Here is a 26,078-nt window from a genome sequence, read left to right as displayed (position 1 = left end):
TAACCTTCGCCTGAACAAGGGAAAGGGCCGGGGATGAGCGGCAAGCGCAGCATTTTCGAAGAGGTTGGCGAGGGCGAGGCCCGGCGCGAGGCGCCGAAGGGCGGCATGATCGACAAGGGCCGGCGCGGGGCGCGCGGGGCCGTGCGGGTGTGGCTGATGGTGCTTTTCGCGCTGGTGGTGGTGATGATCGCCGTGGGCGGGCTGACCCGGCTGACCGATAGCGGGCTGTCGATCACGGAATGGAACGTGGTGAAGGGGGCGTTGCCGCCGACGGACCAGGCCGCCTGGGAGGCGGAGTTCGAGAAGTATCAGGCCATTCCCGAGTACCAGTTGCAGAACAAGGGCATGAGCCTTGAGGAGTTCAAGACGATCTACTGGTGGGAATGGGGTCATCGTCAGCTGGGCCGGGTGATCGGGCTGGTCTGGGCGCTGGGGTTCTTCGGGTTCCTGCTGACACGGAAGATGCCGCCGGGGTGGACCGGGCGCTTGCTGGGCCTTGGTGTGCTGGGTGGCGCGCAGGGGGCGATTGGCTGGTGGATGGTATCCTCGGGCCTGACGGGGCAGATGCTGGATGTGGCGAGCTACAGGCTGGCGGTGCATCTGGGGCTGGCTTTCGTCATTCTCGGGTTCATCGCGTGGTACGTGTTCTGCCTCGGTCGCGAGGAGCGGGAGCTGATGCAGGCGCGGCGGGGCCGGGAGGCGAAGCTGTTCAGCCTGTCGACGGGGTGGATGCATTTCGCGTTCCTGCAGATCTTGATCGGGGCCTTGGTGGCGGGGATCGATGCGGGGCGGACCTTTACGGACTGGCCGCTGATGGCGGGAGGGTTCCTGCCGGTGGATTTCTGGATGCCGGAGCTGGGGTGGCGGAACCTGTTCGAGAACCCAGGGTTCGTGCAGTTCGTGCACCGGATGGTGGGGTATCTGCTGCTGGGCTTTGCCGTGATGGTGTGGCTGAAGGGGCGGCGGAGTGCCAATGGCGCGACGCGGGCGGCCTTTACGGGGGCGTTCATCGCGCTTTGTGCGCAGGTGGTGATGGGGATCACCACGGTGCTTTATGCCGCGCCGTGGCAGGTGGCGATCGTGCACCAGGTGCTGGCGGTCGTAGTCTGGGTGCTGATCATCCGGGCGCGGTTCCTCAGCCAGTATCCGCTGGCGCAATCGGTGAGGGGGTAAGACGATGAGTGCCTATGACGAGTTGATGGCGCATGAGCGCGAGACGCAGGCGCTGGCGCAGGTGGCGGGGCGTTTGTCCTGGGACCAGGAGACGGTGATGCCGCGCGGGGCGGCGGAGCAGCGGTCGGAAGAGTCGGGCGCGATGGAGGCGGTGCTGCATGCGCGGCGGACCGATCCTCGGGTCGGTGAGTGGCTGGCGGCGGCGGAGGCGCCCGACGAGGTTGGCGCCGCGCAGTTGCGGCAGATCCGGCGGGCGCATGACCGGGCGCGGAAGGTGCCGGCGGAGCTGGCGACGGCTTTGGCGAGGCTCACGAGCCGGTCGCAGGGCGTCTGGGCCGAGGCGCGGGCCAACGACGATTTCGCGGCCTTTGCGCCGACGTTGGAGGAGGTCGTGCGGCTCAAGCGCGAGGAGGCGGCGGCGCTGGCGGAGAACGTGACGCTTTACGACGCCTTGCTGGATGATTTCGAGCCGGGGGCGACGGCGGCGATGCTGGAGGCGCTGTTCGAGGATATGCGGCCCGGGCTGGTGCAGTTGCGCAAGCGGGCCCTGGAGGGGGTTGCGGCCGAGGGGGTCTCGGGCGAATTTCCGGCGGAGGTGCAGCTGTCGCTGGCGCGCGAGCTGGCTGGGCGGTTCGGCTATGACCGGACGCGTGGGCGGCTGGACCTGGCGGTGCATCCGTTTTCCTCAGGCTCGGGCGACGATGTGCGGATCACGACGCGGACGGCGGCGGACGATCCGTTCAACTGCATCTATTCGACGATCCACGAGACGGGCCATGCCTGTTACGAACAGGGGATCGACCCGGCCTATCGGCTGACGCCGCTGGGGCAGGGCGTGTCGATGGGGGTGCATGAAAGCCAGAGCCGAATCTACGAGAACCAGCTGGGGCGGTCGCCGGCCTTCTGCCGGTGGCTTTATGGCGAGATGCGGGCGCGGTTCGGGGATATCGGGGTATCCGACGAAGAGGCGTTCTATCGCGCCGTGAACCGGGTGCATCGGGGGTATATCCGGACCGAGGCCGACGAGGTGCAGTATAACCTGCATATCATGCTGCGGTTCGACCTGGAAAAGGCGCTGGTGGCCGGGGATCTCGCGGTGCGCGACCTCGAAGCGGCGTGGAACGAGCGGTTTCTGAAGGATTTCGGATATCCGGTCGACAAGGCCTCGAACGGGGTTTTGCAGGATGTGCATTGGTCGGTGGGGCTGTTCGGGTATTTCCCGACCTACAGCCTTGGCAATGTCTATGCCGGGTGTCTGAACAAGGCGCTGCGGGCGGCGGTGCCGGATGTGGATGCGCATCTAGAGCGGGGCGATCCGGGGCCGGCGGTGGAATGGCTGCACGAGAACGTGCAGCGGCACGGCGGGCGGTACGAGCCACGCGAGGTGATCACGCTTGCCTGTGGCGGGGAGGAGCCGTCGGCGGGGCCGCTGATGGGATATCTGGCGGACAAGTTTTGCGCCTTGTATCCGGGATGATCTGCGTGTGGGGGCTCTGTCCCCACCGTTGAAATCACTTCAGGTCTGGGCGCCTCGCACGGGATGTCTTGTTCGAGAAGAAGCTGTGGGTTCGGTGCGTGTGGCGAGGGTTGGATTGGGGGCCAGCCCCCAAGCCCCCGGGATATTTTGGGCCAGAAGAAGCGGCGGGCTGGGTATTTTTGTCAGGGGGTGTTTGGCGTTTTGGGCGGTGTGATTCTGTGACCTCTGTTTGTTATCATCCGTTTGCAGGCCGTTCTTGATGTGAAAATCCCCGGCGCGGGGTCGGCGCCGGGGCTCGGAATGGTGGCCGTGAGCTTGGGAGTGATCAGGCGACCATCTTCTCGACAACCTCGCCGAAGGAAGAGGGCGTGGGGACAATGGTCACGCCCGCTTCCTTGAGGATGTCGACTTTCTCTTGCGCGGATTCGCCGAAGGCCGAGACGATGGCGCCGGCATGGCCCATGCGGCGGCCCTTGGGGGCCGAGAGGCCGGCGATATAGGCCGCCACGGGTTTGGTCATGTGGTCGCGGATGTATTCGGCGGCTTCGGCTTCCTGCGGGCCGCCGATCTCGCCCACGAGGACGACGGCGTCGGTTTCCGGATCGTTTTCAAAGAGTTCCAGGATGTCCTTGAAGCTGGACCCGTTGATCGGATCGCCGCCGATGCCGATCGAGGAGGAGACGCCGATGCCGCGTTCGGACATCTGGCTCGCGGCCTCGTAGCCCAGCGTGCCGGAGCGGCCGACGATGCCGATGCGGCCGGGCTTGTAGATATGCGGCGGCATGAGGCCCGCGAAGGCCTGGCCCGGGGTGATGATGCCGGCGCAGTTGGGCCCGATCAGGCGCATCCGGCGGTCTTCCTTGTAGCGGCGCATGTAGCGTTTCACCTGGATCATGTCCTGGGCCGGGATGCCGTCGGCGATGCAGACGCAGGTCTTGATGCCCGCATCGGCCGCTTCCATGATCGAATCGGCGGCGAAGGGCGGGGGCACGAAGCTGACCACAAGGTCGGCGCCGGTTTCGGCCACCGCGCCCTTGACGGTGTTGAAGACCGGCAGGTCGAGATGGGTGGAGCCACCCTTGCCGGGGGTCACGCCGCCCACGACGTTGGTGCCGTGCTTGATCATGTCCTGGGCGTGGAAGCTGCCGATGCGGCCGGTGATGCCGGTGACGAGAACGCGGGTGGTGCTGTCGATGAGAATGGCCATTACGAGGCTTCCTTCATTTGCGCGGCCTTCCATTCGCCCACGACCTTCTCGGCGGCTTCGGCGAGGGAGCTGGCGGTGGTGATGTTGAGGCCGCTATCGGCGAGGAGTTTGCGCCCTTCCTCGACATTGGTGCCGGAGAGGCGGACGACGAGGGGCATTTGCAGGTCGAGCTCCTTCACCGCGCGGATGACGCCCTCGGCGATCCAGTCGCAGCGGTTGATGCCGGCGAAGATGTTGACGAGGATGCCTTCGACATTGCGGTCGTTGAGCACGGCCTTGAAGGACATGAGCACCCGTTCGGGGCTGGCGCCGCCGCCCACGTCGAGGAAGTTCGCGGGCTCGCCGCCGGCCATCTTGATCATGTCGAGCGTGGCCATGGCGAGGCCGGCGCCGTTGACGATGCAGCCGATCTTGCCGTCGAGGCCGATATAGTTGAGGCCGCGGTCGCCCGCGTAGGTTTCGCGGGGGTCTTCCTGGCTCTTGTCGCGCAGTTCCGAGATGTCGGGGTGGCGGAAGAGCGCGTTGTCGTCGAAGGCGAGCTTGGCGTCGAGGGCCACGATCTCGTTGCTCTTGGTGACGACGAGGGGGTTGATCTCGACCATGTTGGCGTCGGTTTCGCTCATCAGGCGGTAGCAGCCGATGATGGTTTTCACCGCCGCCGGGATGAGAGTGGGGTCGAGGCCCAGCTGGAAGGCGATCTCGCGCGCCTGGAAGTTCTGCATGCCGACGGCGGGGTCGACCACGCTGCGGATGAGGGAGTCGGGTTCGTTGGCCGAGATCTCCTCGATCTCCATGCCGCCCTGGGCCGAGGCCACGACGACGACGCGCTCGAGCTTGCGGTCCATCACGAAGCCCAGGTAGATTTCCTGGGCGATGCTGGTGGCTTCCTCGATATAGAGGCGGTTGACCAGCTTGCCCTGGGGCCCGGTCTGGTGGGTGACGAGGCGGCGGCCGAGCATCCATTGGGCGGCGTCGGCCACCTCTTCCTCGGTCGCGCAGATGCGGACGCCGCCCGCTTTCCCGCGGGCGCCGGAGTGGATCTGGGCCTTGACGACCCATTTGTCGCCGGAGAGTTCCGAGCAGCGATAGACGGCCTGTTCGGGGGAATAGGCGATGCCGCCGCGGGGGGTGCTGACGCCGAAGCGCTTGAGCATCTCCTTGGCCTGGTATTCGTGAATGTCCATGGGTGTGACCTCCTGTTACCCTTTGGCCGCGATGGCGTCGGCGACGGTGATGACGTTGTTGGCCATGCGCTCGCTGGCGGCGTCGATCATCTTGCCGTCGAGCGAGGCGGCGCCCTTGCCCTCGGCGGCGGCCTTCTTGAGTTCCTCGATGATGCGGCGGGCCTTGGTGACTTCCGGCTCGGGCGGCGAGAAGACGTCGTTGGCAAGCGCGATTTGGCTGGGGTGGATGGCCCATTTGCCCTCGATCCCGAGCGCCGCGGCGCGTTTGGCCGAGGCGACATAGGCGTCGGGATCCGAGAAGTCGCCGAAGGGGCCGTCGATGGCGCGGAGGCCATAGGCGCGGCAGGCGACGGTCATGCGGGAGAGGGCGAAGTGCCACTGGTCGCCGGGGTAATCGGGGTTGAGGCCCCCGATGACGACGGTGCGGGCGCGGGTGGAGGCGGCGTAGTCGGCCACGCCGAAATGCAGGGCTTCCAGCCGGCCGGGGGCGGCGGCGATGGCCTCGACATTGGCCATGCCGAGGGAGGTTTCGATGAGCGCTTCGAGGCCGATCTGGTGGGTGAAGCCCATCGCCTCTTCGATCTGGCTGACCATGGTTTCCACGGTGTAGAGATCGGCCGGCACGCCCACCTTGGGCACGAGGATGGTGTCGAGGTGCTGGCCCGCCTGTTCGACGATTTCGACCACGTCGCGGTACATGTAATGGGTGTCGAGCCCGTTGATGCGGATCGACATGGTCTTGCCCTTGGCCTTCCAGTCGATGTCGTTCAAGGCCTGGATGATGTTGGCGCGGGCCTGCACCTTGTCGGGGGGCGCGACGGCATCTTCGAGGTCGAGGAAGATGTAATCGACCCCCGAGTCGGCGGCCTTGTCGATCATCGACGGGTTCGAGCCGGGCACGGCCAGTTCGGATCGTTGCAGGCGCTGTTTCTTGAGCGGGTGGAGGGTGTAGCTCATGTGGGTGTCCTTCCTCATTCGGACGGGGCGTGTCCGTTGTCTTCGGTTGTCGCCCGAAAGCGGCGGCCGCGACACTTCCCTGCGGGTAAGAATGGCGGCGCGGGGAGGGGGATGGGGCCTGAACGGGTAGGGTGGGCCTACCCGGTGCAGGCGTTGCGGGATGCGGTGGGATGCACTCGCTGCGGCGCAGAGAAAGGGGCGGGAAAACAAGTGTTTATGATCGGAAACTTATGTTCCCTTTGGTGCCGGAATTTTGGAAAATTCCGGGCCGGAAAATTCGAATTTTCCGGGCGAGTCGCGAGCGTGACGGTGGCGGCAGGGTCCCGGAATTTGCGCAAATTCCGGGCTCGGGAAATGCGCATTTCCCGAGGGTACTTTCCGCGCGGAAAGTACCTAGAGAACCACGCGGACGGGTTCCTGGTTGCAGAAGATGACCATCTGTCCGGCGTTTTCGACCGCGTGATAGCCGCGCCGGGCGAGCTCGGCCTCGAACCGGTCGCGGCCGATATAACGGTCGATGTCGCGGAGTTGCCGCCGGATGACGCGCCCCTCGCGGGCGGCGCGGGAGGAGAACAGCTTGCCGAGCCATTGCTCGGGCGTGATCGGGCCATGATCGCTCATGGCCCGATCCTTTCCCACCTTGGTTAACAGCCGGTTTACGTGACGAGATCGCCCGGGGTTTCGCCCGCAAGGAACGCCTTGAGATTGTCGATGGCGCGGTGGCCCATGGCGGCGCGGGTGCCGTCGGTGGCGCTGCCCAGATGCGGGGCGAGGACGATGTTCCCGTAGGTCAGGAAGCGCGGGTCGAGGGCGGGTTCATTGTGGTAGACATCGAGCCCGGCCGCCGCCACCCGCCCGCTGTCGAGCGCGTCGAAGAGGGCGTCTTCGTCGACCACGTCGCCGCGGGCGGAGTTGACGAGGATGGCGCCGGGTTTCAGCGCGTTGAACACCTCGGCATTGATCAGCTTGTAGGTGTCGGCGCCGCCCGGGCAGTGGAGGGAGAGGAAATCGGCCTCGGCCGCGACCTCGGTGATGGAGCCCAGCTGTTCGGCCTGTCCGTTGGCCGCCTTGATCTCGTCGGGCACGTCCCAGGCATCCTGGAACACCACGCGCATGCCGAAGCCGCCATGGGCGCGGCGGGCCATGGCCTGGCCGATGCGGCCGAAGCCGATGATGCCGATGGTGGCGCCGGAGACCTTCTTGCCGATCATGTGGGTGGGGCGCCAGCCGGCCCATTGCCCGGCGCGCGTCTCGCGTTCACCCTCGCCGATGCGTCGGGCGGCGCAGAGCAGCAGGCCCATGGCCAGATCGGCGGTGCAGTCGGTCAGCACGTCGGGCGTGTTGGTGACAGCAATCCCGTTGTCGCGGGCGGCGTCGATGTCGATGTGGTTGAAGCCCACGCCGTAATTGGCCATGACGCGCAGCTTGCCCTTTGCGGCCGGATAGAATTCGGCCGGGATCTTGTCCGACACGGTGGGCATGATGACGTCGTAGCTTTGCGCGGCGGCCATCCATTCGTCGCGGCTCATGGGCGTGTCGGGGTGGCGCAGGGTGACGGTGCCGAGGCGTTCGGCGACGAGCCGTTCCTCGGCCTCTTTCGGCCAGGCGCGGGTGACGAGGATCGTGCGGTCGGCCATGGGTCAGGCGGCTTTCGCGGGGGCGGCGACGGTGGCGGGGGTGGTGTCGCGGAAATGGGCCTGCGCGGCGGCGACGCCCGAGCCGGGCACGATCTGGGCGCCGGCATCCACCAGCGCCATTTCGGCGGCGGAAATGGCGCCGCAGAGCATCACCGGGTTCAGCGAGCCGAGATGGCCGATGCGGAAGGCCTTGCCCATCAGCTTGTTGAGGCCGGTGCCGAGCGAGGTCTGGTACTTGTAATAGGCGCCGGAGATCACGTCGCGGGCGTCGACGCCTTGCGGCACGTAGATGGCCGAGACGGTGTCGGAGGCCCATTCGGGGCCGTGGGCCACCAGCTCGCAACCGTCCCAGGCCGCGACCGCCGCGCGCACGCCGCCCGCAAGGCGGTGGTGGCGGGCCCAGACCGATTCCATGCCGGTTTCGAGCAGCATATCGAGCGAGCAGCGGAGGCCGCGGAGGAGCTGGGTCGCGGGGGTGTAGGGGAAATAGCCGGTGTCGTTGAGCTTGATCATGTCCTCGAAGCTGAAATAGCAGCGGGCCATGCCAGAGCCGGCGAGGGCCTTGTTGGCTTCGAGCGCCTTTTCCGAGACGCCGAGGATGCCGAGGCCGGCGGGCAGCATGAAGCCTTTCTGGGAGCCGGAAACGGCGAGGTCGACGCCCCACTTCTCCATCTCGAACTCGATCGAGGCGATGGAGGAGACGCCGTCGACGAAGAGCATGGCCGGGTGGTCGCAGGCGTCGAGCGCGGCGCGGACGCCGGCGATGTCGGAGGTGACGCCGGTCGCGGTTTCGTTCTGGGTGGCGAAGACCGCCTTGATCTTGTGGTCTGTGTCGGCGGCGAGGATGCGGGCGTAGTCGTCGAGCGGCACGCCCTTGCCCCAGTCCACTTCGCAGAGCTCGACATCGAGGCCGAGGCGTTCGGCCATGTCGACCCAGAGGAGCGAGAACTGCCCGAAGCGCGACATGAGCACCTTGTCGCCCGGTTGCAGCGTGTTCTGGATCGCGCTTTCCCAGGCGCCGGTGCCGGAGGAGGGGAAGACGAAAACGCGGCCGGTTTCCATCCGGTAGGCTTTCTTCAGATCGGTCAGAAGGCCGGTCACGAAACCGGGGAAATCGGGGGCGCGCATGTCTTCCATGGGCAGGTTCATCGCCTGGCGCACGGGCTCGGGCACGTTGGTGGGGCCGGGGATGAAAAGGTGCTGGTAGCCGTTCATGGGATGGTCTCCTCCGCTTGTCTGGGGCCTCTTATCGGGGCGGGCGCGCCGGTTCGTAACGCCCGAGGGGATACCCCGTGCAGGCCGGTGGCGGAGGCGGGCCAACGAACGGGTAGGCGGCGCCCACCCTTTCGGGTGAGCGGGGGGCATTGAACACCAATGCATGCCTTTGCATACCGTTTTTTCGTTTAATTTCATCGGTTTCCGGCGGCCAAGTGTCGCAAACAATTCCCTAGGGGAAAGCCGCTTGTGGTGTATGCTTGCCGGATGAATGACGCGCAGACCCAGGTCGACATGACCGCCGAACCCCTTGCAGACCGCCCGCAGGTGATCGTGGCCGACCGCCAGCTGATCGTCTGCCAGGGCATCGGATCGCTCGTGGCGCAGATCCCCGAGGTGCGGCTGGGGCCGTTCGCGACCGACAAGGCGGGGCTGAAACAGCTGCTGTCGAAGACGGAAGGCCCGGCGATCCTGATCCTGGGAGTGCGGCTGTCGGATGGCGACCTGACCTCGGTGCTCGACGTGGTGCGCAAGAGCTATCCGCAGGTGATGATCGTGGTGGTGGCCGAGGATACCGAGTTCGCCTTCATCCGCACCGCCATCAAGTCGGGGGCGAATTCGGTTTGCATGATGAGCCAGATCCTGACCAGCCTGCCGAAGATCCTGGGCAAGCTGGTGGAGGGGCATTCGATCGTGCCGACGGATATCCTGCGCAAGCTGACCTCGGAGAATGCCGACAGCCTGTCGCGGCGGGAGCACGAGATACTGGCGCTGCTGGTCGACGGGCTGACCAACTTCCAGATCTCGGCCCGGCTGGGGCTGAGCGAGAACACGGTGAAGTATTACCTCAAGGCGATCTACCAGAAGCTGGACGTGAATTCGCGTGGCGCGGCGATCGCGAAATACGTGGCGGGGAATTACTGAGTTTTCGGGCGGCCGCGCTTGTGGCGCGTTCGGGATGCCTCCGGCGGGAGTATTTTCGGCAAGATGAAGGGCCGGGGCGCGCGGGGCCGGGGCGATTTTGGCGGCTTTGACGGCGGGAAACTGTGATAGGGTGGCGGGCAGAGATTGCTTTTGGAGTGATTACCATGCGCCTTTTCCTGATTGCCTGCCTTGCCGTCCTCTGGTTCGCCGCCCCGGCGCGGGCCGGGCTGACCTTCTGCAACGACACCGCCATGCGGGCCACCGTGGCCATCGGCTACAAGGGTGATGAGGGCTGGACCTCGGAAGGCTGGTGGGAGGTGCTGGCGGGCGAATGCACCACGGTCCTCGGGGGCGACCTGCCGCTCACGCATTACTACTGGCGCGCGACCACGGGAGACGAGGATTTCCCGGCAGAGGATTACTATTTCTGCTCGAGCGACGATGTGTTCACCATCGTGGGCGACACGAATTGCGAAGTGCGGGGCTATACCCGCGAGCCATTCAGCGAGATCGTGGTGGGCAGCGCGACAGACGTGACCGTGCGGATGACCGGCGCCGCGGTGTCAGAGCCGGTGGCCGCGCCGGCACCGGCGCCCGAGCCGCAGCCGGCCGAGGCGGGCGTTGACCTGGACGCGGTGTCCCAGTTGCTGCAGGGCACGTGGTACAACGTCTCCGACGACGATTTCGTCATGACCATCAGCGGGACGGTCATCGAGGACAGCTATGCCGGGTACAAGGCCGGGCTGGCGATGTTCGAACTGGCCGAGACCTGTGACGGGGCCGATGGCGCGGGGCCGGTGATGCTGGTGAATTACCCGGATGTGCCGCTGCTGTGCTGGATCATCCTGGAGCTGGACGCGGAGACCCTCGTCTACATTCCGGCCAACCGTGACAAGCCGATCCGGATGGATCGCGGTCTTTGACGTCGCGTCGGCTCACCGGGAGGTGATGGAAACAAGCGGCGCCGGGCGCGTTGTGATCCCAGACACATGCAGATGCACACGTTTGGGAGATAGACATGACCAGCACGCTGAAGACGGTCAATCCGGCGACGGAAGAGACGATCGACACCTACAAGACGATGAGCGACGAGGAGATGCGCGCCGCCATCGAGCTGTGCCACGGCGCGTTCAACGAATGGAAACTGGTATCGCTCGAGGAGCGGGCCAAGGTGATCAAGGCCATCGGCCAGGCGCTGCGCGACAACAAGGAAGAGTTCGCCCGGCTGATGACCGAGGAGGTCGGCAAGCTGATCGGCGACAGCCGCGACGAGATCGAGCTTTGCGCGGCGATCTGCGACTTCACCGCCGAGACCGGGCCGAAGGAGCTGGCCGACGAGGAGCGCGACATTCCCGACGGCACCGGGGTGATCACCTATGCGCCGGTCGGCGTGATCTACGGCATCCAGCCGTGGAACTTCCCGTGCTACCAGGCGGTGCGCTATGCCGTGGCCAACCTGATGGCCGGCAATGGCGTCATGCTGAAACATGCCGAGAATTGCACCGGCAGCGGGCTGTTCCTGCGGGACGTGATGAAGAAGGCGGGCCTGCCCGAGCATCTGTTCACCGTGCTGCTGATCGATCATGACCAGTCGGACAAGGTGATCGCGCATAACCTCGTGCGGGGCGTCACCCTGACGGGCAGCGACGGCGCGGGCCGGATCGTGGCCGAACAGGCCGCGAAGCATCTCAAGAAGACCGTGCTGGAGCTGGGTTCGAACGACGCCTATATCGTGCTCGACGATGCCGATCTCGACCTGGCGGTCGAGACCTGTGCGGCGGGCCGGATCTATAACAACGGCCAGACCTGTGTCGCCGCCAAGCGCTTCATCGTGACCGAGAAGAATTACGACGCCTTTGTCGAGCGCTTCACCGAGCAGATGAAGACGATGACGATGGGCGAGCCCACGGACGAGAGCACCAAGCTGGGGCCGATGTCGAAGACCAGCTTGCGCGACGATCTGGCCAAGCAGGTGGAGGACAGCGTCGCCAAGGGTGCGCGCGTGCTGTGCGGCGGCGAGGTGCCGGCGGGCAAGGGCGCCTATTACCCCTCGACCGTTCTGGTCGACGTGAAGCCCGGTCAGCCCGCCTATGACGACGAGCTGTTCGGCCCGGTCGCCTCGGTCATCAAGGCCAAGGATGACGAGGACGCGATGCGGATCGCCAATGACAGCCGCTATGGCCTGGGCGGCGGTATTTTCTCGAAGGACGAGACACGCGCCCGCGAACTGGCGTCGAAACATTTCGATACCGGCATGGTCTGCATCAACAAGTACAACGTGGCCATTCCGAACATGCCGTTCGGCGGCGTGAAGGATTCGGGCTATGGCCGCGAGCATGGCGGCTTCGGCATGAAGGAGTTCGTGAACGCCAAGTCGCTTTACATGGCGTGAGGGCCGAGAGCCCGGCCCGCGACGTAAGCGGAATTTCAGCGGGGCCTGCCTTTGGCGGGCCCCGTTTCTTATTGCTTGATCCGGTGGCGCCGGGAAAAACCGCGGCAAACGCGCCACGGTCGGGCGCCGGGACGGCGCATTGGCCTGCGTCAGGCGGGCGGGTCGCATTGACAAAGTAAAAAAGTCGGGTATCAGGCGGGAAGCTGCCGACACAGGCATCACTCCTTCAGCCAAGACGCTCTCTTGCCGCGCGTTTCAGCCAACAAAATGAAACACGGAAGAGGGCATCAATGAAAACTTACGGATGGATTCTGACCGGCGCGGTTGCGGCCACGGGTGCGGCGCAGGCGCAGGAGGCAGACCCGTATTTCCTCGGTACGCTGCGAATCGAATCGAGCGCGGCACAGGCGCTGCTGGGCAACGAGGAGATCGACGAGGAAGACCTGGACAACCGCAACGCGGCGACCACAAAGGACGTCTTTGCAGGGGAATCCTCGATCACGGCGAGCGGCGGGGCGGCGATTGCCCAGAAGGTTTACGTGAACGGCATCGAGGAAAGCCTGCTGTCGATCACCATCGACGGCGCGCGGCAGAACAAGTCGGCGTTCCACCATACCGGCAACGTGCTGCTCGACCCCGCGCTTTTGAAGCGTGTCGAGGTCAGCGAAGGGATCGCGCCCGCCGATGCGGGGCCCGGCGCGCTGGCGGGGCGGATTGCCTATGAGACCAAGGATGCTGGCGACCTGCTGGAAGAGGGCGACACTTTCGGCGGCATGACCTCGACCACGGTCGGCACCAATGGCGACAGCGCGCGGGGCAACCTGACGCTGTTCGGCCGGCAGGGCGGCTTCGAGTACCTGCTGAGCGCCACGCGGCACAAGAGCAGCGATTACGATGACGGCGCGGGTGTGCGAGTTCCCGGCACCGAGGCGGACCTGACCGACTATATCCTGAAGCTGGCCTATGAAGCCGACAGCGGCAGCCGGCTGGAATTCTCGGCCTCGCAGACCGAGGATACCGGCACGCGCTCGGCCCAGGCGGGCCCGGGCGGCATCCTGTTCACGCGGCCCGACTTCGCCGCCGTGGTGGGCCGGCCCAGTGTCTTCGTCGATGCGCTGTCGAAGCGGATGTCGTATACGCTGACCTATACGGACGAAAAGCCCGAGGGCTGGTTCGACCCGATGATCCAGCTCAGCTACAACGAGCAGGAAATCGATGCCTCGGGCGTCTGGGGCGTGAACGAAAGCCTGAGCGGGATCGTTCAGAACGAATGGCAGATCGGCAACGGCACGCTGACCGCGGGGCTCGATTTCTTCCACGAGACCGCCAAGGGGCGCGGCCGCGGGCCGGGGCCGTTCGGCAGCTCGGGCAAGGAAGAGCTGACCAACCTGGGGCTTTTCGCGCAGGCACGGCAGGACGTCACCGACCGGGTGTCGGTGTCTTACGGCGCGCGGGTCGACACGCAGGAGTTCAAGGCGGCGACCGGCCAGACCTTCGAGGAGACCGGCGTCAGCGTGAACGGCGCGGTCGACGTGATCCTCAGCGACCGCTGGACGCTGAACGCCGGTGTCGCGTCGAGCTTCGGCGGCTACGAGCTGGGCGAGGCGGCGCTGATCAACTTCGGCGGCGCGTGGAATTACGCGGGCTTCACCACCTCGCGGGCCAATGCCGCGCGGATCGGTCTGCGCTATGAAAGCGGCCCGTGGGAAGCCAGCGGCGCGATCTTCTACACCGAGGTGAACGACATCAATGCCGTGCTGCCCACCGGGGGCGCGCGGGGGGCGCAATCCGACCTCGTCTCGCAGGGTTTCGACGGCTCGCTGGGGTACTATGGCAGCAAGGGGTTCTTCCGGGCGAACTACACCTATGCCGATGTCGAGCTGAACAATGCCGCCATCGGGTCGACCGCCTATTACTTCGGCCGGCCGATGGGGCATATCATCGGGCTGGAAGCGGCATATGACCTGAACCCGCATCTGCGGATCGGCGGCACCGCCGAGATCGCGCTCGACAACCACGACACGCCGGTCAAGCTGTCGGGCTACGAGGCGGTCGACCTCTATGCCGCCTACACGCCGAAATCGATGCAGAATGTCGAGTTCCGGCTGGATGTGCGCAACGTCTTCGACGAGACTTACGCCTCGCGCAGCTCCGACGGGGTCGGCCTGCCGAACGTGGTGGCGCTCAACGAGCCGGGCCAGAGCTTCGAGCTGACGGCGAAGATCAAGTTCTGAGGCTTTGCAGCTTCGGAAACGGGAAAGGGGCGCGGGTTTCGCGCCCCTTTTTTGTGGGGTGAGAGGGGTCGTTGTGCCTGCTTGGCCTGCTGTTGGCCGGTACAAGCTTTGACCGGGGATGACCGCTCGCTGCAATCGGCAGGTCGGTATGCTTGTCATGCGCTGGTCGGATGGTATGAATTCGGGATGAAAGACACGGAAGCGAAAAAGGGCCGGTCGACTGTTCGGACTCGCGCCAATGCGATCAAGCCGTTTCGCTGCAAACACCTGATCGCAGTGATCGAAAACCCGTCCGATATTGGCAATATCGGGACGGTCATTCGAAACGCGAACGCACTCGGTGTCGAGAAGGTTTATGTCGTCGACCCCGATCAGGCACTGCCAGCGGACTGGCAGGACATGCGAGGACGGCGGGCGTTGAACAAGACCTCGGCCTCGGCCGTGAAATGGACTTTCGTGAAGCGGTTCGACAGCACCGAAGACTGCCTTGACCATCTTGAGGGCCAGGGGTTTCGTTCAATTGTCACGTCACCACACGTCAAGGGACAGACCAACGTCTTCCTGCAAGAGGGCGATTATACCGAGCAGGCCAAACTCGCCGTCTGGTTCGGCAATGAGCATCATGGCATCAGCGCGCTTGCGATCGAACGAAGCGAGATGTGCGTTGCCATTCCCATGTTCGGATTGATCGAGAGCCTGAACCTCGGAACGAGTACAGGTATCGTCCTTTACGAGGTTACCAAACAACGGCGTCAGTACCAGAGCCAGTACCGCAGAAGTGGTCGACGGGAGCAGCGGGCGGAGCCGCTGCCCACAGTGTTGTCCAGAGAGGAAGCGGCGCCGGACGACGATTGATCGGTGCGCCTTCCGTGGTCCCCGTCAGGCCGCGTGCCAGTCCATCGTCTCGAAATTCTCGCGGAAGGCGAAGCGTTCGAGGTGGGAGTCGATGATGTAGCGGGCGACTTTCAGCGCCTCGTCATCCTTGCCGGTGATCCGCACCGTCAGGTCGCTGTCGGTGGCGTGCAGTTCGGCCGGGCCCGGGGGCAGGGCGGCGGCGCCTTTCTCGGCGTCATATTCGACCTCGATCTTGTGGGCGAAGTGCTTGCACAGTTGCTGGAGGTACTTTCTGGCATGTTCCGTCTGGAAGGTGCCGGTTTCGGCCTTGAGGGTCTCGGTCATTCTGGAAATCCTGACTGTTTTGGAAAGAATTAAGCCTTGCGCGTCTCGCTGACAAGGGCGTATCCAGTGGCCGACACGCGCCGCCAGCCTTCCGCAAGCCAAGCGCACCCAGAGTTTTCAGGAGCGCCCTGCGATGAAATCCCTTCTGGCGGCCGGGCTGGCCGCATGTCTTCTCGCCCCCGCCGGGGCGTTGGCCGAGCAGGTGACGGTGGACACGGCGGGCGGGCCCGTCGATGTGCAATCCGATCCCGAGACCGTGGCGGTGTTCGACATGGCCGCGCTCGACACGCTGGCGGCGCTCGGGGTTGCCGTGGACGGGGCGCCGAGCCCTGTCTACCTGCCATATCTCGAAGCCGCGACCGAGGGCGCCACGCAGGTCGGCACCCTGTTCGAGCCGGATTTCGAGGCGCTGGCGGTGTTGGGCCCCGATCTCATCATCATCGGCGGCCGGTCGTCGCCGCAGAAAGCCGCGCTGGAGCGCATCGCGCCCACCATCGACATGACGATCTGGGGCGCCGACATGGTCGGACAGGCGCGCGACAGGCTTTCTGCCTATGGCGAGATTTTCGGGCGGCAGGCCGAGGCGGCAGAGCTTCGCGCGGCGCTTGACGCGAAGCTCGAGGATGCCCGCAAGGTGGTGCAGGGCAAGGGCGACGGGTTGATCATCCTCACCAATGGCGGCAAGATTTCGGCCTATGGCGATGACAGCCGTTATGGCTGGCTGCACACGGCGCTGGGGCTGCCCGAAGCCTATCCGACCGTGACGGCCCACACCCATGGCGAGGCGGTGTCGTTCGAGTTCCTGGCCGAGATCGACCCCGACTGGCTTCTGGTGGTCGACCGGGGCGCGGCGATCGGGGCTGGGGGTAATGCGGCGGCGGCGACGCTCGACAACCCCCTGGTGAACGGGACCAGCGCCGCGCGGAACGGCCAGATCGTCTATCTCGACGCCGGTCCGGTCTATATCGCGAGCGGTGGCATTCAGTCGATGCTGGGCACGCTGGACGAGTTGATCGCCGCCTTCGGCGAGGTGAGGTCCGATAATTGAAGCCATGGGTTGCCTGGGCGCTGCTGCTGGGCGGGCTGTCGGCGGTCAGCCTGTCGATTGGCGCCACGTCGCTTTTTTCCGGAGAGCTCGATGCCGGCTGGCTGTTGATGATCAGCCGGTTTCCCCGCACGGCCGCGGCGCTGCTGACGGGGGTGGGGCTGGCGCTGTCGGGCGTGGTGGTACAGCAATCGGTGCAGAACCGCATGGTCGAGCCGTCGCTGATCGGCACGCCGGAATCGGCGATGCTGGGGCTGCTGGCGGTCACGCTACTGGCGCCCGGCGCGGCCATCGTGACCAAGATGTCGGTGGCCGGGACCGCGGCGATGGCGGGGATGGGGGTGTTCCTGATGCTCGCCCGCGCCATTCCCCGGCAGGACCCGATGCTGCTGCCGATTGTCGGGCTGATCTATGCAGGGATCCTGTATGCCTCGGCGGTCTGGATCGCGTGGACGACGGACCTGATGCAATACCTGGGCACCTGGCGGCTGGGCGAGTTCTCGGGCGTCATGCAGGGGCGGTACGAGCTGTTGTGGGTGGTGGCGGCGGTGGCCGTGCTGCTTTACGCCATTGCCGACCGGATCACATTGCTGGGTTTTGGCGAGGCGCAGGCGCGGAGCCTCGGGCTCAACTATGCGCAGACGCGGGTGATCGGGCTGGGGGCGGTGGCGCTGATCACGGCGGTGATCGTGGTGACGGTGGGCTATCTGCCATTCGTCGGGTTGCTGGCGCCCAATATCGTGTCGCGCTGGCGGGGGGATAACCTGCGGGCCAACCTGCCGGTGGTGGCGGCTTTGGGAGCGGCCTCGGTGCTGGCGGCGGATATCCTCGGGCGGGTCGTGCGCCCGCCCTACGAGATCCCGGCGGGGACGATCTTTGCCGTCTTCGGCGCCTGCGTCTTCCTGTGGATGCTCAATGCCGGGCCGGGGCGGCGGGCCAATGGCTGACAGGCGGGTGCTGATGCTGACGGGCGCGCTTCTGGTGGCGGCGCTGGTGTTCCTGACATGGCAGTTGCGGGAGCCCGTGGGGTTCATCCTGTCGCTCAGGGCGGGGAAGCTGGTGGCGCTGATATTGGTGGGCGCGGCCACGGGCGCGGCGACGGTGCTGTTTCAGACGGTGATCGGGAACCGGTTGCTGACGCCGGGGATCGTGGGGTTCGACGCGCTTTTCATCTTCCTGCAGACGATGCTGGTTCTTGTGCTGGGCGGCATCGGGTTTTCGCAGCTGCATCCGAACCTGAGCTTCCTGGGAGAGGCGGCGCTGATGACCGGGGCGGCGCTGGTGCTGTTTCACCTGCTGCTCAGGCGCGGGGCGCAGGATATCGCGCGGATGGTGTTGACGGGGATCGTGCTGGGGCTTCTGTTCCGGGGGCTGGCGGAGTTCGCGCAGAGGCTGCTGGAGCCGTCGCAGTTCTCGATCGTGCAATATGCCACCTTTGCCAGTTTCAACAGCGTCGAGACGGCGAACCTGGGGCTGGCGGGCGTGGTGATTGCGCTGGCGATCCTCGCGGCCTTGCGGCTGGCGCCGGCGCTCGACGTGGCGGCGCTGGGGCGACCCGTGGCGCGGGGGCTGGGGCTTGGCTATGACAGGGTGGTCATGCAGGCGCTGGCGCTGGTGGCGGTGCTGGTGGCGGCGGCGACCGCGCTGGTGGGGCCGATGACGTTTCTGGGCCTGATTGCCGCCAGTCTAGCGCGCGAGGTGGTGCCGGAAAGCCGCCATGCGTTGCTGTTGCCCGCGGCGGCGGTGACCGGGGCGATCATCCTCGTCGCCGGGCAGTTCCTGTTCGAGCGGCTGATGGGTCAGCAATCGGCGCTTGGCGTCATCGTGGAGTTCCTTGGCGGGCTTCTGTTCCTTGCTCTCGTTCTTGGCCGGAGGCGCCTGTGATTTCCTTTTCCAACCTGAGCTTCGAGGCGGGCGGGGCGTGCATCCTGTCGGATGTGTCTTCGGAGATCCCGGCGGGCGGCATCACCGCGCTGATCGGGCCGAACGGGGCGGGGAAGTCGACCCTGTTGCACTGCCTGGCGGGGCTCAACACCCCGGCTGCGGGCGAGGTGCATGTGGAGGGGGCGCCGGTCTTGTCGCTGCCGGACCGGGACCGCGCGCGGGCGGTGGCGCTGTTGCAGCAGTCGCAGACCATCGTGAACCGCCTGTCGGTGCGGGAGCTGGTGGCCTTCGGGCGCTGGCCGCATCACCAGGGCCGGCCGGGGGCCGAGGATGCGCGGCTGACGGAGGCGGCGCTGGAGACGTTCGATCTTTTGCCGCTGGCCGACCGGGCGCTCGAGACGCTCTCGGGCGGGCAGAGGCAGCGGGCGCAGGTGGCGATGGTCTGGGCGCAGTCGACGCCGTGGCTGCTGCTCGATGAGCCGCTCAATGCGCTCGACCCGAAATATGCGCGCGACCTGATGCACCGGCTGCACGAGCTGACCCGGCCGGGGCCGGGGGCGCGCTCGGTCGTGGTGGTGCTGCATGACATCAACGCGGCGGCCACCTGGGCCGACCGGGTGATCGCCATGAAGGACGGGCGCATTCACGCCAGCGGGCCGAGTGCCGATATCCTGACGCCCGGGGTGCTGGAAGAGATCTACGAAACGCGGTTCGACGTGCTGGAACATGCCGGGCGGCCGGTGGTCGTGGCGCGCTGAGCGCGGCGGCTGATTTTCCTGAACATCTGAGCATTCAGAGCGCCGGGCCTGCCATGGCGGGTGCCGGGGTGTGAGCCGTTCATTTCCGCATTGCAGCGTCATGGAGACCCGACGGGCGGTGAAGATTTCAGTTGAATGACTACGTAGTCATGCCGTATCAACAGGGAAACATGATTCCAAAGAAGAAAAATGAAATCGAAATCAGGTGCCACCAGTAAAGACCTTGCCCGCGCCGCCGGGGTGTCGCAGGCGACCGTGTCGCGCGTGTTCCGGGGCGAGGCGAGCGTCAATGCCGACACCCGCGAGCGCGTTCTCGAAGCGGCAAGGCAGATCGATTACCGGCCCAACGTGCTGGCGCGGGCCATGCGCACCAGCCGCCTTGGGGTGATCGGCGTGGTCGTCGCCCGCCTCAGCAACCCGCTTTACACCGAGATCCTGTGTGCCCTGAACGAGGTGCTGGCCGACAAGGAGCTGAAGGTTGTCCTGTGGGACACGGAAGGCACGGGCGAGACCGCCGCCATCGACTCGATCAGCCAGTCGCTGGTCGACGGGGTGATCTTTGCCGCCGTGACGCGCAGCTCTCCGGTTCTGGAAGAGGCGATCCGCTCGGCCGCGCCGCTGGTGCTGATCAACCGGACGATCGACGACCTGAGCTGTGACCAGGTGTCGAGCGACAACCGCGCGGGCGGGGCGGCGGTGGCGAGCTACCTGCTCGACCACGGGCGCAGGCGGATCGGGTTCATCAGCGGCTCGCTGGAGGTGAGCACGGTGCGCGACCGCGAGGCGGGGTTCCTCGAGGAACTGGAGCGGCGCGGCGTGACGCTGGAAAGCTCGCTCACCCGCCGGGTGCCGTTCTCGCATGAAAGCGGACGGACGGCGATGCAGTCGCTGCTCGACCTGGCCGACCCGCCCGACGCGGTGTTCTGCGCCAACGACCTGCTGGCGCTCGGCGCGCTCGACGGGGCGTTCGAGGCGGGCGTCCGGGTGCCCGAGGAGTGCTGGGTCGTGGGGTTCGACGATGTGGAACAGGCGTCGTGGTCGACCCTGTCGCTGACAACGGTGCGCCAGCCGGTGCGCAAGATCGTCGAGGATGGCGTGGCGCTGCTGCTCGAACGGCTGGCCCAGCCGGAACTGGAACCAAGGCGCATCGTGCACCCGGTCGACATGATGATCCGGCGCAGCACGGCGCGGGCCCGCAAGGGCGGGCAGAAGGACAAGGCGGAATGACGAATATCACCGAGGCCGAACGGCAGACCGAAATCCGCGAGCGCGTCGATGTGCTGGTGGTGGGCGGCGGCTCGGCCGGGATCGCGGCGGCGGTTGCGGCGGCGCGGACCGGCGCCAGCGTCATGCTGGTCGAGCGGATGGGGTTCCTGGGCGGTACGCTGACCTCGGTCACGCTTGGCAGCATATGCGGGCTTTACGGACTGGATGGCGGCCGGGTGCAGCGGCTGGTGCGGGGGCTCGCGGACGAGATCATCGACAGGCTGGCACGGCGCGGCGGGGCCAATGCGCCCAAGGTCTGGCTTCAGACCGCGTCGCTGCCCTATCACCCCGAGCCGATGAAGCGGGTGGCCGATGACCTGATGGAGGAGGCCGGCGTTGCCGTGCGCTTCCATTCGCTGGCGGTCGAGGTGATCCGGCGCGAGGGGCGCGTGGGCGGTGTGATCTTCGAGTCGATCGATGGGCGCTGGGGCGTCGAGGCCGGTGTCGTGGTCGACACGACCGGCGACGGCCAGATCGCCGCGCTGGCCGGGGCCGAGTGGCGCTGTGACGTCGAAGACCTGCAATTCCCGACGACGATGATCCGCTTTGGCGGTGTCGATACCAAGGCGGTCGAGAAGACCGACCGCGCGGCATTGCACCGGCATCTCGAGGCCGCCGTGGCCGCGGGGTTCGATCTGCCGCGCACGGCGGGCGGCATCTTTGCCTTCAACGCCGAGGTCGTGCATCTCAACATCACCCGCGTCGACGTGGACGGGCGCCCGCCCAACCCGCTTTCGGTGCGCGAGATGAGCGAGGCCGAGGCCAAGGGCCGGCGGATGGCCGAGCTGTATCTCGAGGCCTTTCGCCAGCACGTGCCGGGCTATGCCAATGCCTGGCTGCTGGACACCGGCGCGCAGATCGGTGTGCGGGAAAGCCGCCGGATCGCGGGCGATTACACGATCGACGAGGACGAAGTGCTGTCGGGGGCGCGGTACGAGGACGGCATCGCCGCCTGTGCCTGGCCGGTCGAGGAGCACGGCGCCGATCGGGCGACCCGCTGGGTCTGGCTGCCGGATGGGACGTTCTACCAGATCCCGTGGCGCTGCCTTCTGCCGAAGGGGATCGGCGGGCTGGTGATGGCGGGGCGCTGTGTCTCCGCCACCCACGTGGCGCAGGCGTCGCTACGGGTGGCGGGGACGTGTTTCGCCATGGGCGAGGCGGCGGGGATTGGTGCGGCGATGGCGGCGGCGCGGCATGGCGGCGACCTTCGGGCGCTTGATGTGCCGGCGTTGCGGGCAGAGTTGGCGAAGCGGGGCGCCTTCCTCGGTGACGGCCAGCCCGAGACATTCCAGCCCGCCGGGGCCGAACTGGAGGCCGCGCGATGAGAAAGCTCAGGAGCAATTTCGAGGAAGGCAGCACGATCTGGGCCCTGCGCCGCGCGCAGTGGATTGCGCTCGGCATCGACGAGGCCGACATGGACAAGCCCAAGATCGCCATCATCAACACTTCGTCGGAGCTGTCGAGCTGTTTCTCGCATCTCGACCGGGTGGCCGAGGCGGTGAGCGAGGCGGTGCGGGCGGCAGGGGCGTTGCCCTTTGTCGTGAAGACCACCGCGCCCAGCGATTTCATCCACTGCGCAGGCTCGTCGGGCAGTTACATCCTGCCGTCGCGCGACCTCGTGGTGAACGATATCGAGGTGTCGGTCGAAGGCCCGCAGTTGGACGCGATGGTGTGCCTGGCCTCCTGCGACAAGACGGCGCCGGCGCAGCTGATGGCAGCGGCGCGGCTGGATATTCCGACGCTGCTGGTGATCGGCGGCTACCAGGCCTGTGGCGCGCTCAACGGCGAGACGGTGGATATCGAGGATGTCTTTGAAAGCGTCGGCAAGCTGGGGTCGGGGGAGCTCGATATCTCCGACATCGCCTGCATGTCGCGGGTGGCCGTGGCGGGGCCGGGGGTCTGTGCCGGGATGGGCACGGCCAATTCGATGCATATCATGACCGAGGCGCTTGGCATGGCCCTGCCGGGCAGCGCGCCGGTGGCCGCCGAAAGCGAACGGATGTATGAGCGCGCCCGCGCCGCCGGGGCGCGGATTGTCGAGATGGTGTGGGAGGATCTGCGGCCTTCCAAGATCCTGACGCCGGAAGCGTTCGAGAACGCCGCCGCCGTGGCGATGGCGCTCAGCACCTCGATCAACGTCATGCGCCACATGCAGGCCGTGGCCGAAGAGGGGCAGGTGCCGGTCGATATCTACGACGTCTTCGCGGGGCTCGACGGCAAGGTGCCGGTGCTTTGCGCGATCAAGCCCAACGGCGAGGGACGGATAGAACAGCTCGACGCGGCGGGCGGCACGCAGGCGATCATGAGCCGGCTGCGCGGCGTGCTGCACGAGGGCGCGATGGGCGTCGACGGGCAGACGCTGGGCGCGCGGCTGGATGCGTTCGAGGCGGTGGAGAGCGGTGACGTGGCCACGATGGCGGCGCCGGTTTCGGCCGGGCCCTCGCTGATGGTGCTGAAGGGAAGCCTGGCGCCCGAAGGGGCGATCATGAAGCTGGGCACGGGGGCTTATGCCGATCTCGTTTTCGAAGGTCCGGCACGGGTTTACGAGACGCAGAAGGCGGCGCTCGATGCGTTGGAAGCTGGCGAGATCGTCGAGGGCGACGTGGTTGTCCTGCGCGGGCTCGGCGCGCTTGGCGGGCCGGGTGTCGCCTCGGCCTCTTGGTTTGCCGCCGCGCTGGCGGGCAGCCGGCTGGCGGGCAGCGTGGCCCTTGTCACCGATGGCCAGCTGTCGGGGCTCAATCGCGGCATCGTCGTGGGGCAGGTCATGCCCGAGGCCGCCAGCGGCGGGCCGCTGGCGCTGGTGCGGGATGGCGACGCGATCCGGATCGAACTGGCGGCGCGGGCTGTCGACCTGCTGGTCGCGGAGGACACGCTTGCCGCACGGCAGAAGGCGGCCACCGGCCCGGCTTTCAAGATGCGCGACGGCTGGCTCGGCTTTTACCAGCAGCTTGTCACACCGCTCAGCCGCGGCGGCGTTCTGCGCCCCGGGCGCGAGGTTTCGGAGGATCGCAAACGATGACCACCCATTTCACCATGACCGACACGCCCTGGCCGCTGCTGATCGGCGGCGAGGCCGTCGCGGCCGAGAGCGGGCAGACATTCGAGGCGATGAACCCCTCGACCGGCGCGGTGCTGGCGCGGTTTGCCGAGGCGGGCGAAGCGGATGCCGACCGGGCGGTCGCGGCGGCGCGCAAGGCTTTCGAGACGACCTGGGGCACGCTGACGCCCAAGGCCCGTTCGCGGTACCTGATGCGCTTTGCCGATGCGATACGGGCGCGGGCCGAGGATTTTGCGCTGGCCGAGACGATGGATGTGGGGCGGCCCATCTCGATCACCTCGACCGAGATGGAGGGGCTGGCGGACTCGGTGGAGTATTATGCCGGCATCCTGCTGGGGCTGTCGGGCGAGACGCTCAACGTCTCGGACCCGACGCTGGCGGATTTCACCCTGCGCGAGCCCATCGGCATCTGCGGGCTGATCACGCCGTGGAACTACCCGGCGCTTCTGGCGGTGCTGAAGATCGCGCCGGCGCTGGCGGCGGGGAATACCGCCGTGCTGAAGCCCTCGGAGGTGACGCCGCTGTCGTCGGCGCTGCTGGCCGAATGCGCGCGGGAGGCCGATCTGCCGCCCGGGACGCTGAACGTGATCCATGGGGGCGCCGAGCCGGGAATGCGGCTGGTCACGCACCCGGACGTGGGCAAGATCTCCTTCACCGGGGGCACCGTCACGGGGCGGCGGATTTTCCAGGCGGCGGGCCACGGCATGAAACGGCTGACGCTGGAACTGGGCGGCAAGTCGCCCCTTCTGGTGATGGAGGATGCCGATCTGGAGGCCGCGGTCGAGGCGGCCTTCACCGACAACGTGCGCAATTCCGGCCAGGTCTGTGCGGCCTGTACACGGCTGATCGTGCATCGCGAGTTGCATGACGCCTTCGTCGCGCGGCTGGAAGAGCGGTTGCGCGGCGTGCATGTGGGTCCGGCCAACGAGAAAGACACGCAGATGGGCCCGGTGGTCAGCGCCGCCCAGCGCGACCGGATCGCGGGCTGTCTTGCAAAGGCGGAAGAGGAGGGCGCCGAGGTGCGCCGCTATGTCGAGCTGGAGGGCCGAGACGACCTTGGCGCGGGCTATTACCTGCCGCCCGCCCTGATCCTCAACGCCCGCAGCGACATGGCGACCACGCGGGAGGAACTCTTCGGCCCGGTCCAGAGCGTGCTGACCTTCGACACCGAGGATGAGGGTATCGCCCTCGCCAATGACACGGAATACGGCCTCGCCGCCGCGGTCTTCACCCGCGACAGCGGCCGGGCCATGCGCGCGGTACGCCAGATACGCGCCGGCACGGTCTGCATCAACGCGGGCCGCAAGGTTTCGGTAGACGCCCCGTTCGGCGGCTTCCGGATGAGCGGGTTCGGCAAGGAGCGCGGGAAGGACGCGCTTCTGGACGACACCCAGTTGAAGAACGTTCGCTATGCGCTGGACTGAGGGAAAAGCCTGGCGCGGGCGGGATGTTTGAACCAAGAAACCTGAATGGGAGGATAAAATGAGTTACTTCAGGAGCGTGGCGCTTGGCGCCGCGATGTCACTGGCGGGGGTCGCGGGCGCCGCGGCACAGGAGGTTCAGGAACGCACCATGACGCTTGGCCACGTGGTGGCCGAGCAGTTCCCGTACCACACCTCGGCGATGTTCATGAAAGAGAAGATGGCGGAGGAGACCGACGGCAAGTGGACGCTCGAGGTGCATCCGAGCGGCGCCATGGGCGGCGAGCGCGACGCGCTTGACGCGCTGTTGCTGGGCACGATGGATTTCACCTGGGTGCACACCGCCGCGATGGCGAGCTTCGTGCCGTCTTTCGAGCTTTTCAACATGCCTTTCGTGTTCCACAGCCCCGAGCATATCGAGGAGGCGCTGAGCACGCTCGACTTCTCGAAATTCTACGAGGAGGCCGACGCGGCGGGCTTCAAGCTGATCGGCATCGGCTCGCCGGCCTTCCGCTATCCGATGAACAATATCCGGCCGATCGAGACCGCGGCGGATTTCGAGGATATCAAGATGCGGACGATGGGCGTCTCGGCGCATATCGACACCTACGAGGCGCTTGGCTCGCAGGTCGCCTCGACCTCCTTCGCCGAGCTTTACGGCGCGCTGCAGACCGGCACCGTGGACGGCAACGAAAACGCCCTGTCGGCGCTCAACGCCATGCGCTTCAACGAGGTGCAGGAATACCTGACCCTGCTGCCCACCGTCGCCAACATCGCCGTGCTGGTGATGAGCAAGTCGACCTACGACGCGATGTCGGCGGAAGAGCAGGCCCTGGTCGACGAGATCGGCAAGCAGACCGTCGAGAAGAACAACAGCGACTATGCCTCGATGGATGCAGAGGCGCTGGAGGCGATGAAGCAGGAGGGCCTCAAGGTCAACGAGATCGACGACCTGTCGAGCTTCGTCGAGGCCACGGCCCCGGTGCGCGAGAAATACTCGCAGGATCTCGAGCCGTGGGTGCGTGACCTGATGGCCGAAATCCAGGAACTGCCCTCGGCCAAGTAAA

At 66.5% G+C, this 26,078-nt stretch carries 23 protein-coding genes; 16 read left to right on the top strand and 7 right to left on the bottom strand.

The annotated features are described in order from the left end of the window. The first annotated feature begins 33 nt into the window (after positions 1–33). Positions 34–1,173: a heme A synthase gene (gene ctaA, locus RIdsm_RS13815; protein WP_057815308.1), complete on the top strand. Its 1,140-nt coding sequence runs from the start codon at positions 34–36 to the stop codon at positions 1,171–1,173. Positions 1,174–1,177: 4 nt separating this feature from the next. Further along, positions 1,178–2,650 (top strand): carboxypeptidase M32, encoded by a 1,473-nt coding sequence (locus RIdsm_RS13810; RefSeq protein ID WP_057815310.1) that lies wholly within the window; start codon positions 1,178–1,180, stop codon positions 2,648–2,650. 325 nt (positions 2,651–2,975) lie between these two features. Here RIdsm_RS13810 and sucD read toward each other — a convergent pair whose 3' ends face one another. The 6 genes from sucD to RIdsm_RS13780 form a co-directional block, all read right to left on the bottom strand. Next, the gene (gene sucD / locus RIdsm_RS13805; protein WP_057815311.1) at positions 2,976–3,857 is read right to left on the bottom strand and encodes a succinate--CoA ligase subunit alpha; all 882 of its coding nucleotides are present in this window, start codon (positions 3,855–3,857) and stop codon (positions 2,976–2,978) included. Further along, positions 3,857–5,041 (bottom strand): malate--CoA ligase subunit beta, encoded by a 1,185-nt coding sequence (locus tag RIdsm_RS13800; protein WP_057815312.1) that lies wholly within the window; start codon positions 5,039–5,041, stop codon positions 3,857–3,859. The genes sucD and RIdsm_RS13800 overlap by 1 nt, the downstream gene beginning before the upstream one ends. 15 nt (positions 5,042–5,056) lie before the next feature. Next, positions 5,057–5,998, bottom strand: a complete 942-nt coding sequence (locus tag RIdsm_RS13795; protein ID WP_057815313.1) for an HpcH/HpaI aldolase/citrate lyase family protein — start codon at positions 5,996–5,998, stop codon at positions 5,057–5,059. Between the two features lie 393 nt (positions 5,999–6,391). Next, positions 6,392–6,619, bottom strand: coding sequence for a hypothetical protein (locus tag RIdsm_RS13790; RefSeq protein ID WP_057815315.1), 228 nt, complete (start codon positions 6,617–6,619; stop codon positions 6,392–6,394). 35 nt (positions 6,620–6,654) lie between these two features. Further along, on the bottom strand, positions 6,655–7,635 hold the full coding sequence (locus RIdsm_RS13785) for a 2-hydroxyacid dehydrogenase (RefSeq protein WP_057815317.1): 981 nt from the start codon (positions 7,633–7,635) through the stop codon (positions 6,655–6,657). Between the two features lie 3 nt (positions 7,636–7,638). After that, positions 7,639–8,850 (bottom strand): aminotransferase class V-fold PLP-dependent enzyme, encoded by a 1,212-nt coding sequence (locus RIdsm_RS13780; protein WP_057815319.1) that lies wholly within the window; start codon positions 8,848–8,850, stop codon positions 7,639–7,641. Between the two features lie 294 nt (positions 8,851–9,144). On the opposite strand from RIdsm_RS13780, the gene RIdsm_RS13775 reads away from it, so the two are divergent. The 5 genes from RIdsm_RS13775 (at position 9,145) to RIdsm_RS13755 (ending at position 15,255) form a co-directional block, all read left to right on the top strand. Beyond that, positions 9,145–9,774 carry a response regulator transcription factor gene (locus tag RIdsm_RS13775; RefSeq protein ID WP_244955830.1) on the top strand — a complete coding sequence of 210 codons (630 nt, stop codon included), beginning with the start codon at positions 9,145–9,147 and terminating at the stop codon, positions 9,772–9,774. A 164-nt stretch (positions 9,775–9,938) separates the two neighbouring features. Continuing rightward, on the top strand, positions 9,939–10,697 hold the full coding sequence (locus tag RIdsm_RS13770; RefSeq protein ID WP_057815323.1) for a DUF1036 domain-containing protein: 759 nt from the start codon (positions 9,939–9,941) through the stop codon (positions 10,695–10,697). 95 nt (positions 10,698–10,792) lie between these two features. After that, positions 10,793–12,166, top strand: coding sequence for an NAD-dependent succinate-semialdehyde dehydrogenase (locus RIdsm_RS13765; RefSeq protein ID WP_057815325.1), 1,374 nt, complete (start codon positions 10,793–10,795; stop codon positions 12,164–12,166). 290 nt (positions 12,167–12,456) lie between these two features. Beyond that, complete coding sequence (locus RIdsm_RS13760; RefSeq protein WP_057815327.1) at positions 12,457–14,400, top strand: TonB-dependent receptor domain-containing protein; 1,944 nt, start codon at positions 12,457–12,459, stop codon at positions 14,398–14,400. 186 nt (positions 14,401–14,586) lie between these two features. Next, positions 14,587–15,255, top strand: coding sequence for a TrmH family RNA methyltransferase (locus RIdsm_RS13755; protein WP_057815329.1), 669 nt, complete (start codon positions 14,587–14,589; stop codon positions 15,253–15,255). Positions 15,256–15,279: 24 nt separating this feature from the next. Here RIdsm_RS13755 and RIdsm_RS13750 read toward each other — a convergent pair whose 3' ends face one another. Then, entirely contained in the window at positions 15,280–15,579 is a 300-nt protein-coding gene (locus tag RIdsm_RS13750; RefSeq protein WP_057815331.1) for a DUF2218 domain-containing protein, read from the bottom strand. A 133-nt stretch (positions 15,580–15,712) separates the two neighbouring features. Here RIdsm_RS13750 and RIdsm_RS13745 point away from each other — a divergent pair, with 133 nt between their 5' ends. The 9 genes from RIdsm_RS13745 to RIdsm_RS13705 all read left to right on the top strand — a co-directional run bounded on the left by RIdsm_RS13745 (position 15,713) and on the right by RIdsm_RS13705 (position 26,077). Then, positions 15,713–16,627: a siderophore ABC transporter substrate-binding protein gene (locus RIdsm_RS13745; RefSeq protein WP_057815333.1), complete on the top strand. Its 915-nt coding sequence runs from the start codon at positions 15,713–15,715 to the stop codon at positions 16,625–16,627. Then, entirely contained in the window at positions 16,624–17,571 is a 948-nt protein-coding gene (locus RIdsm_RS13740; RefSeq protein WP_057815335.1) for an ABC transporter permease, read from the top strand. Before RIdsm_RS13745 ends, RIdsm_RS13740 begins: the two co-directional genes overlap by 4 nt. After that, positions 17,564–18,508, top strand: a complete 945-nt coding sequence (locus RIdsm_RS13735; protein ID WP_057815685.1) for an iron chelate uptake ABC transporter family permease subunit — start codon at positions 17,564–17,566, stop codon at positions 18,506–18,508. The genes RIdsm_RS13740 and RIdsm_RS13735 overlap by 8 nt, the downstream gene beginning before the upstream one ends. Continuing rightward, entirely contained in the window at positions 18,505–19,266 is a 762-nt protein-coding gene (locus RIdsm_RS13730) for an iron ABC transporter ATP-binding protein (RefSeq protein WP_057815337.1), read from the top strand. Before RIdsm_RS13735 ends, RIdsm_RS13730 begins: the two co-directional genes overlap by 4 nt. 189 nt (positions 19,267–19,455) lie before the next feature. After that, positions 19,456–20,493, top strand: coding sequence for a LacI family DNA-binding transcriptional regulator (locus RIdsm_RS13725; RefSeq protein ID WP_057815339.1), 1,038 nt, complete (start codon positions 19,456–19,458; stop codon positions 20,491–20,493). Then, on the top strand, positions 20,490–21,857 hold the full coding sequence (locus tag RIdsm_RS13720; RefSeq protein WP_057815341.1) for an FAD-dependent oxidoreductase: 1,368 nt from the start codon (positions 20,490–20,492) through the stop codon (positions 21,855–21,857). The genes RIdsm_RS13725 and RIdsm_RS13720 overlap by 4 nt, the downstream gene beginning before the upstream one ends. Continuing rightward, positions 21,854–23,551: a dihydroxy-acid dehydratase gene (ilvD, locus tag RIdsm_RS13715; protein WP_057815342.1), complete on the top strand. Its 1,698-nt coding sequence runs from the start codon at positions 21,854–21,856 to the stop codon at positions 23,549–23,551. The genes RIdsm_RS13720 and ilvD overlap by 4 nt, the downstream gene beginning before the upstream one ends. Then, complete coding sequence (locus RIdsm_RS13710; protein WP_057815344.1) at positions 23,548–25,014, top strand: aldehyde dehydrogenase family protein; 1,467 nt, start codon at positions 23,548–23,550, stop codon at positions 25,012–25,014. The genes ilvD and RIdsm_RS13710 overlap by 4 nt, the downstream gene beginning before the upstream one ends. A gap of 58 nt (positions 25,015–25,072) precedes the next feature. Continuing rightward, the gene (locus tag RIdsm_RS13705; protein WP_057815346.1) at positions 25,073–26,077 is read left to right on the top strand and encodes a TRAP transporter substrate-binding protein; all 1,005 of its coding nucleotides are present in this window, start codon (positions 25,073–25,075) and stop codon (positions 26,075–26,077) included. The last annotated feature ends 1 nt before the right edge of the window (position 26,078 follow it).

Origin of the sequence: Roseovarius indicus (assembly GCF_008728195.1) — a bacterium.
GTDB classification, from domain to species: Bacteria; Pseudomonadota; Alphaproteobacteria; order Rhodobacterales; family Rhodobacteraceae; genus Roseovarius; species Roseovarius indicus.
The sequence above is the reverse complement of the archived record's forward strand: the minus strand, read 5'-3'. Positions and strand labels throughout refer to the sequence as shown.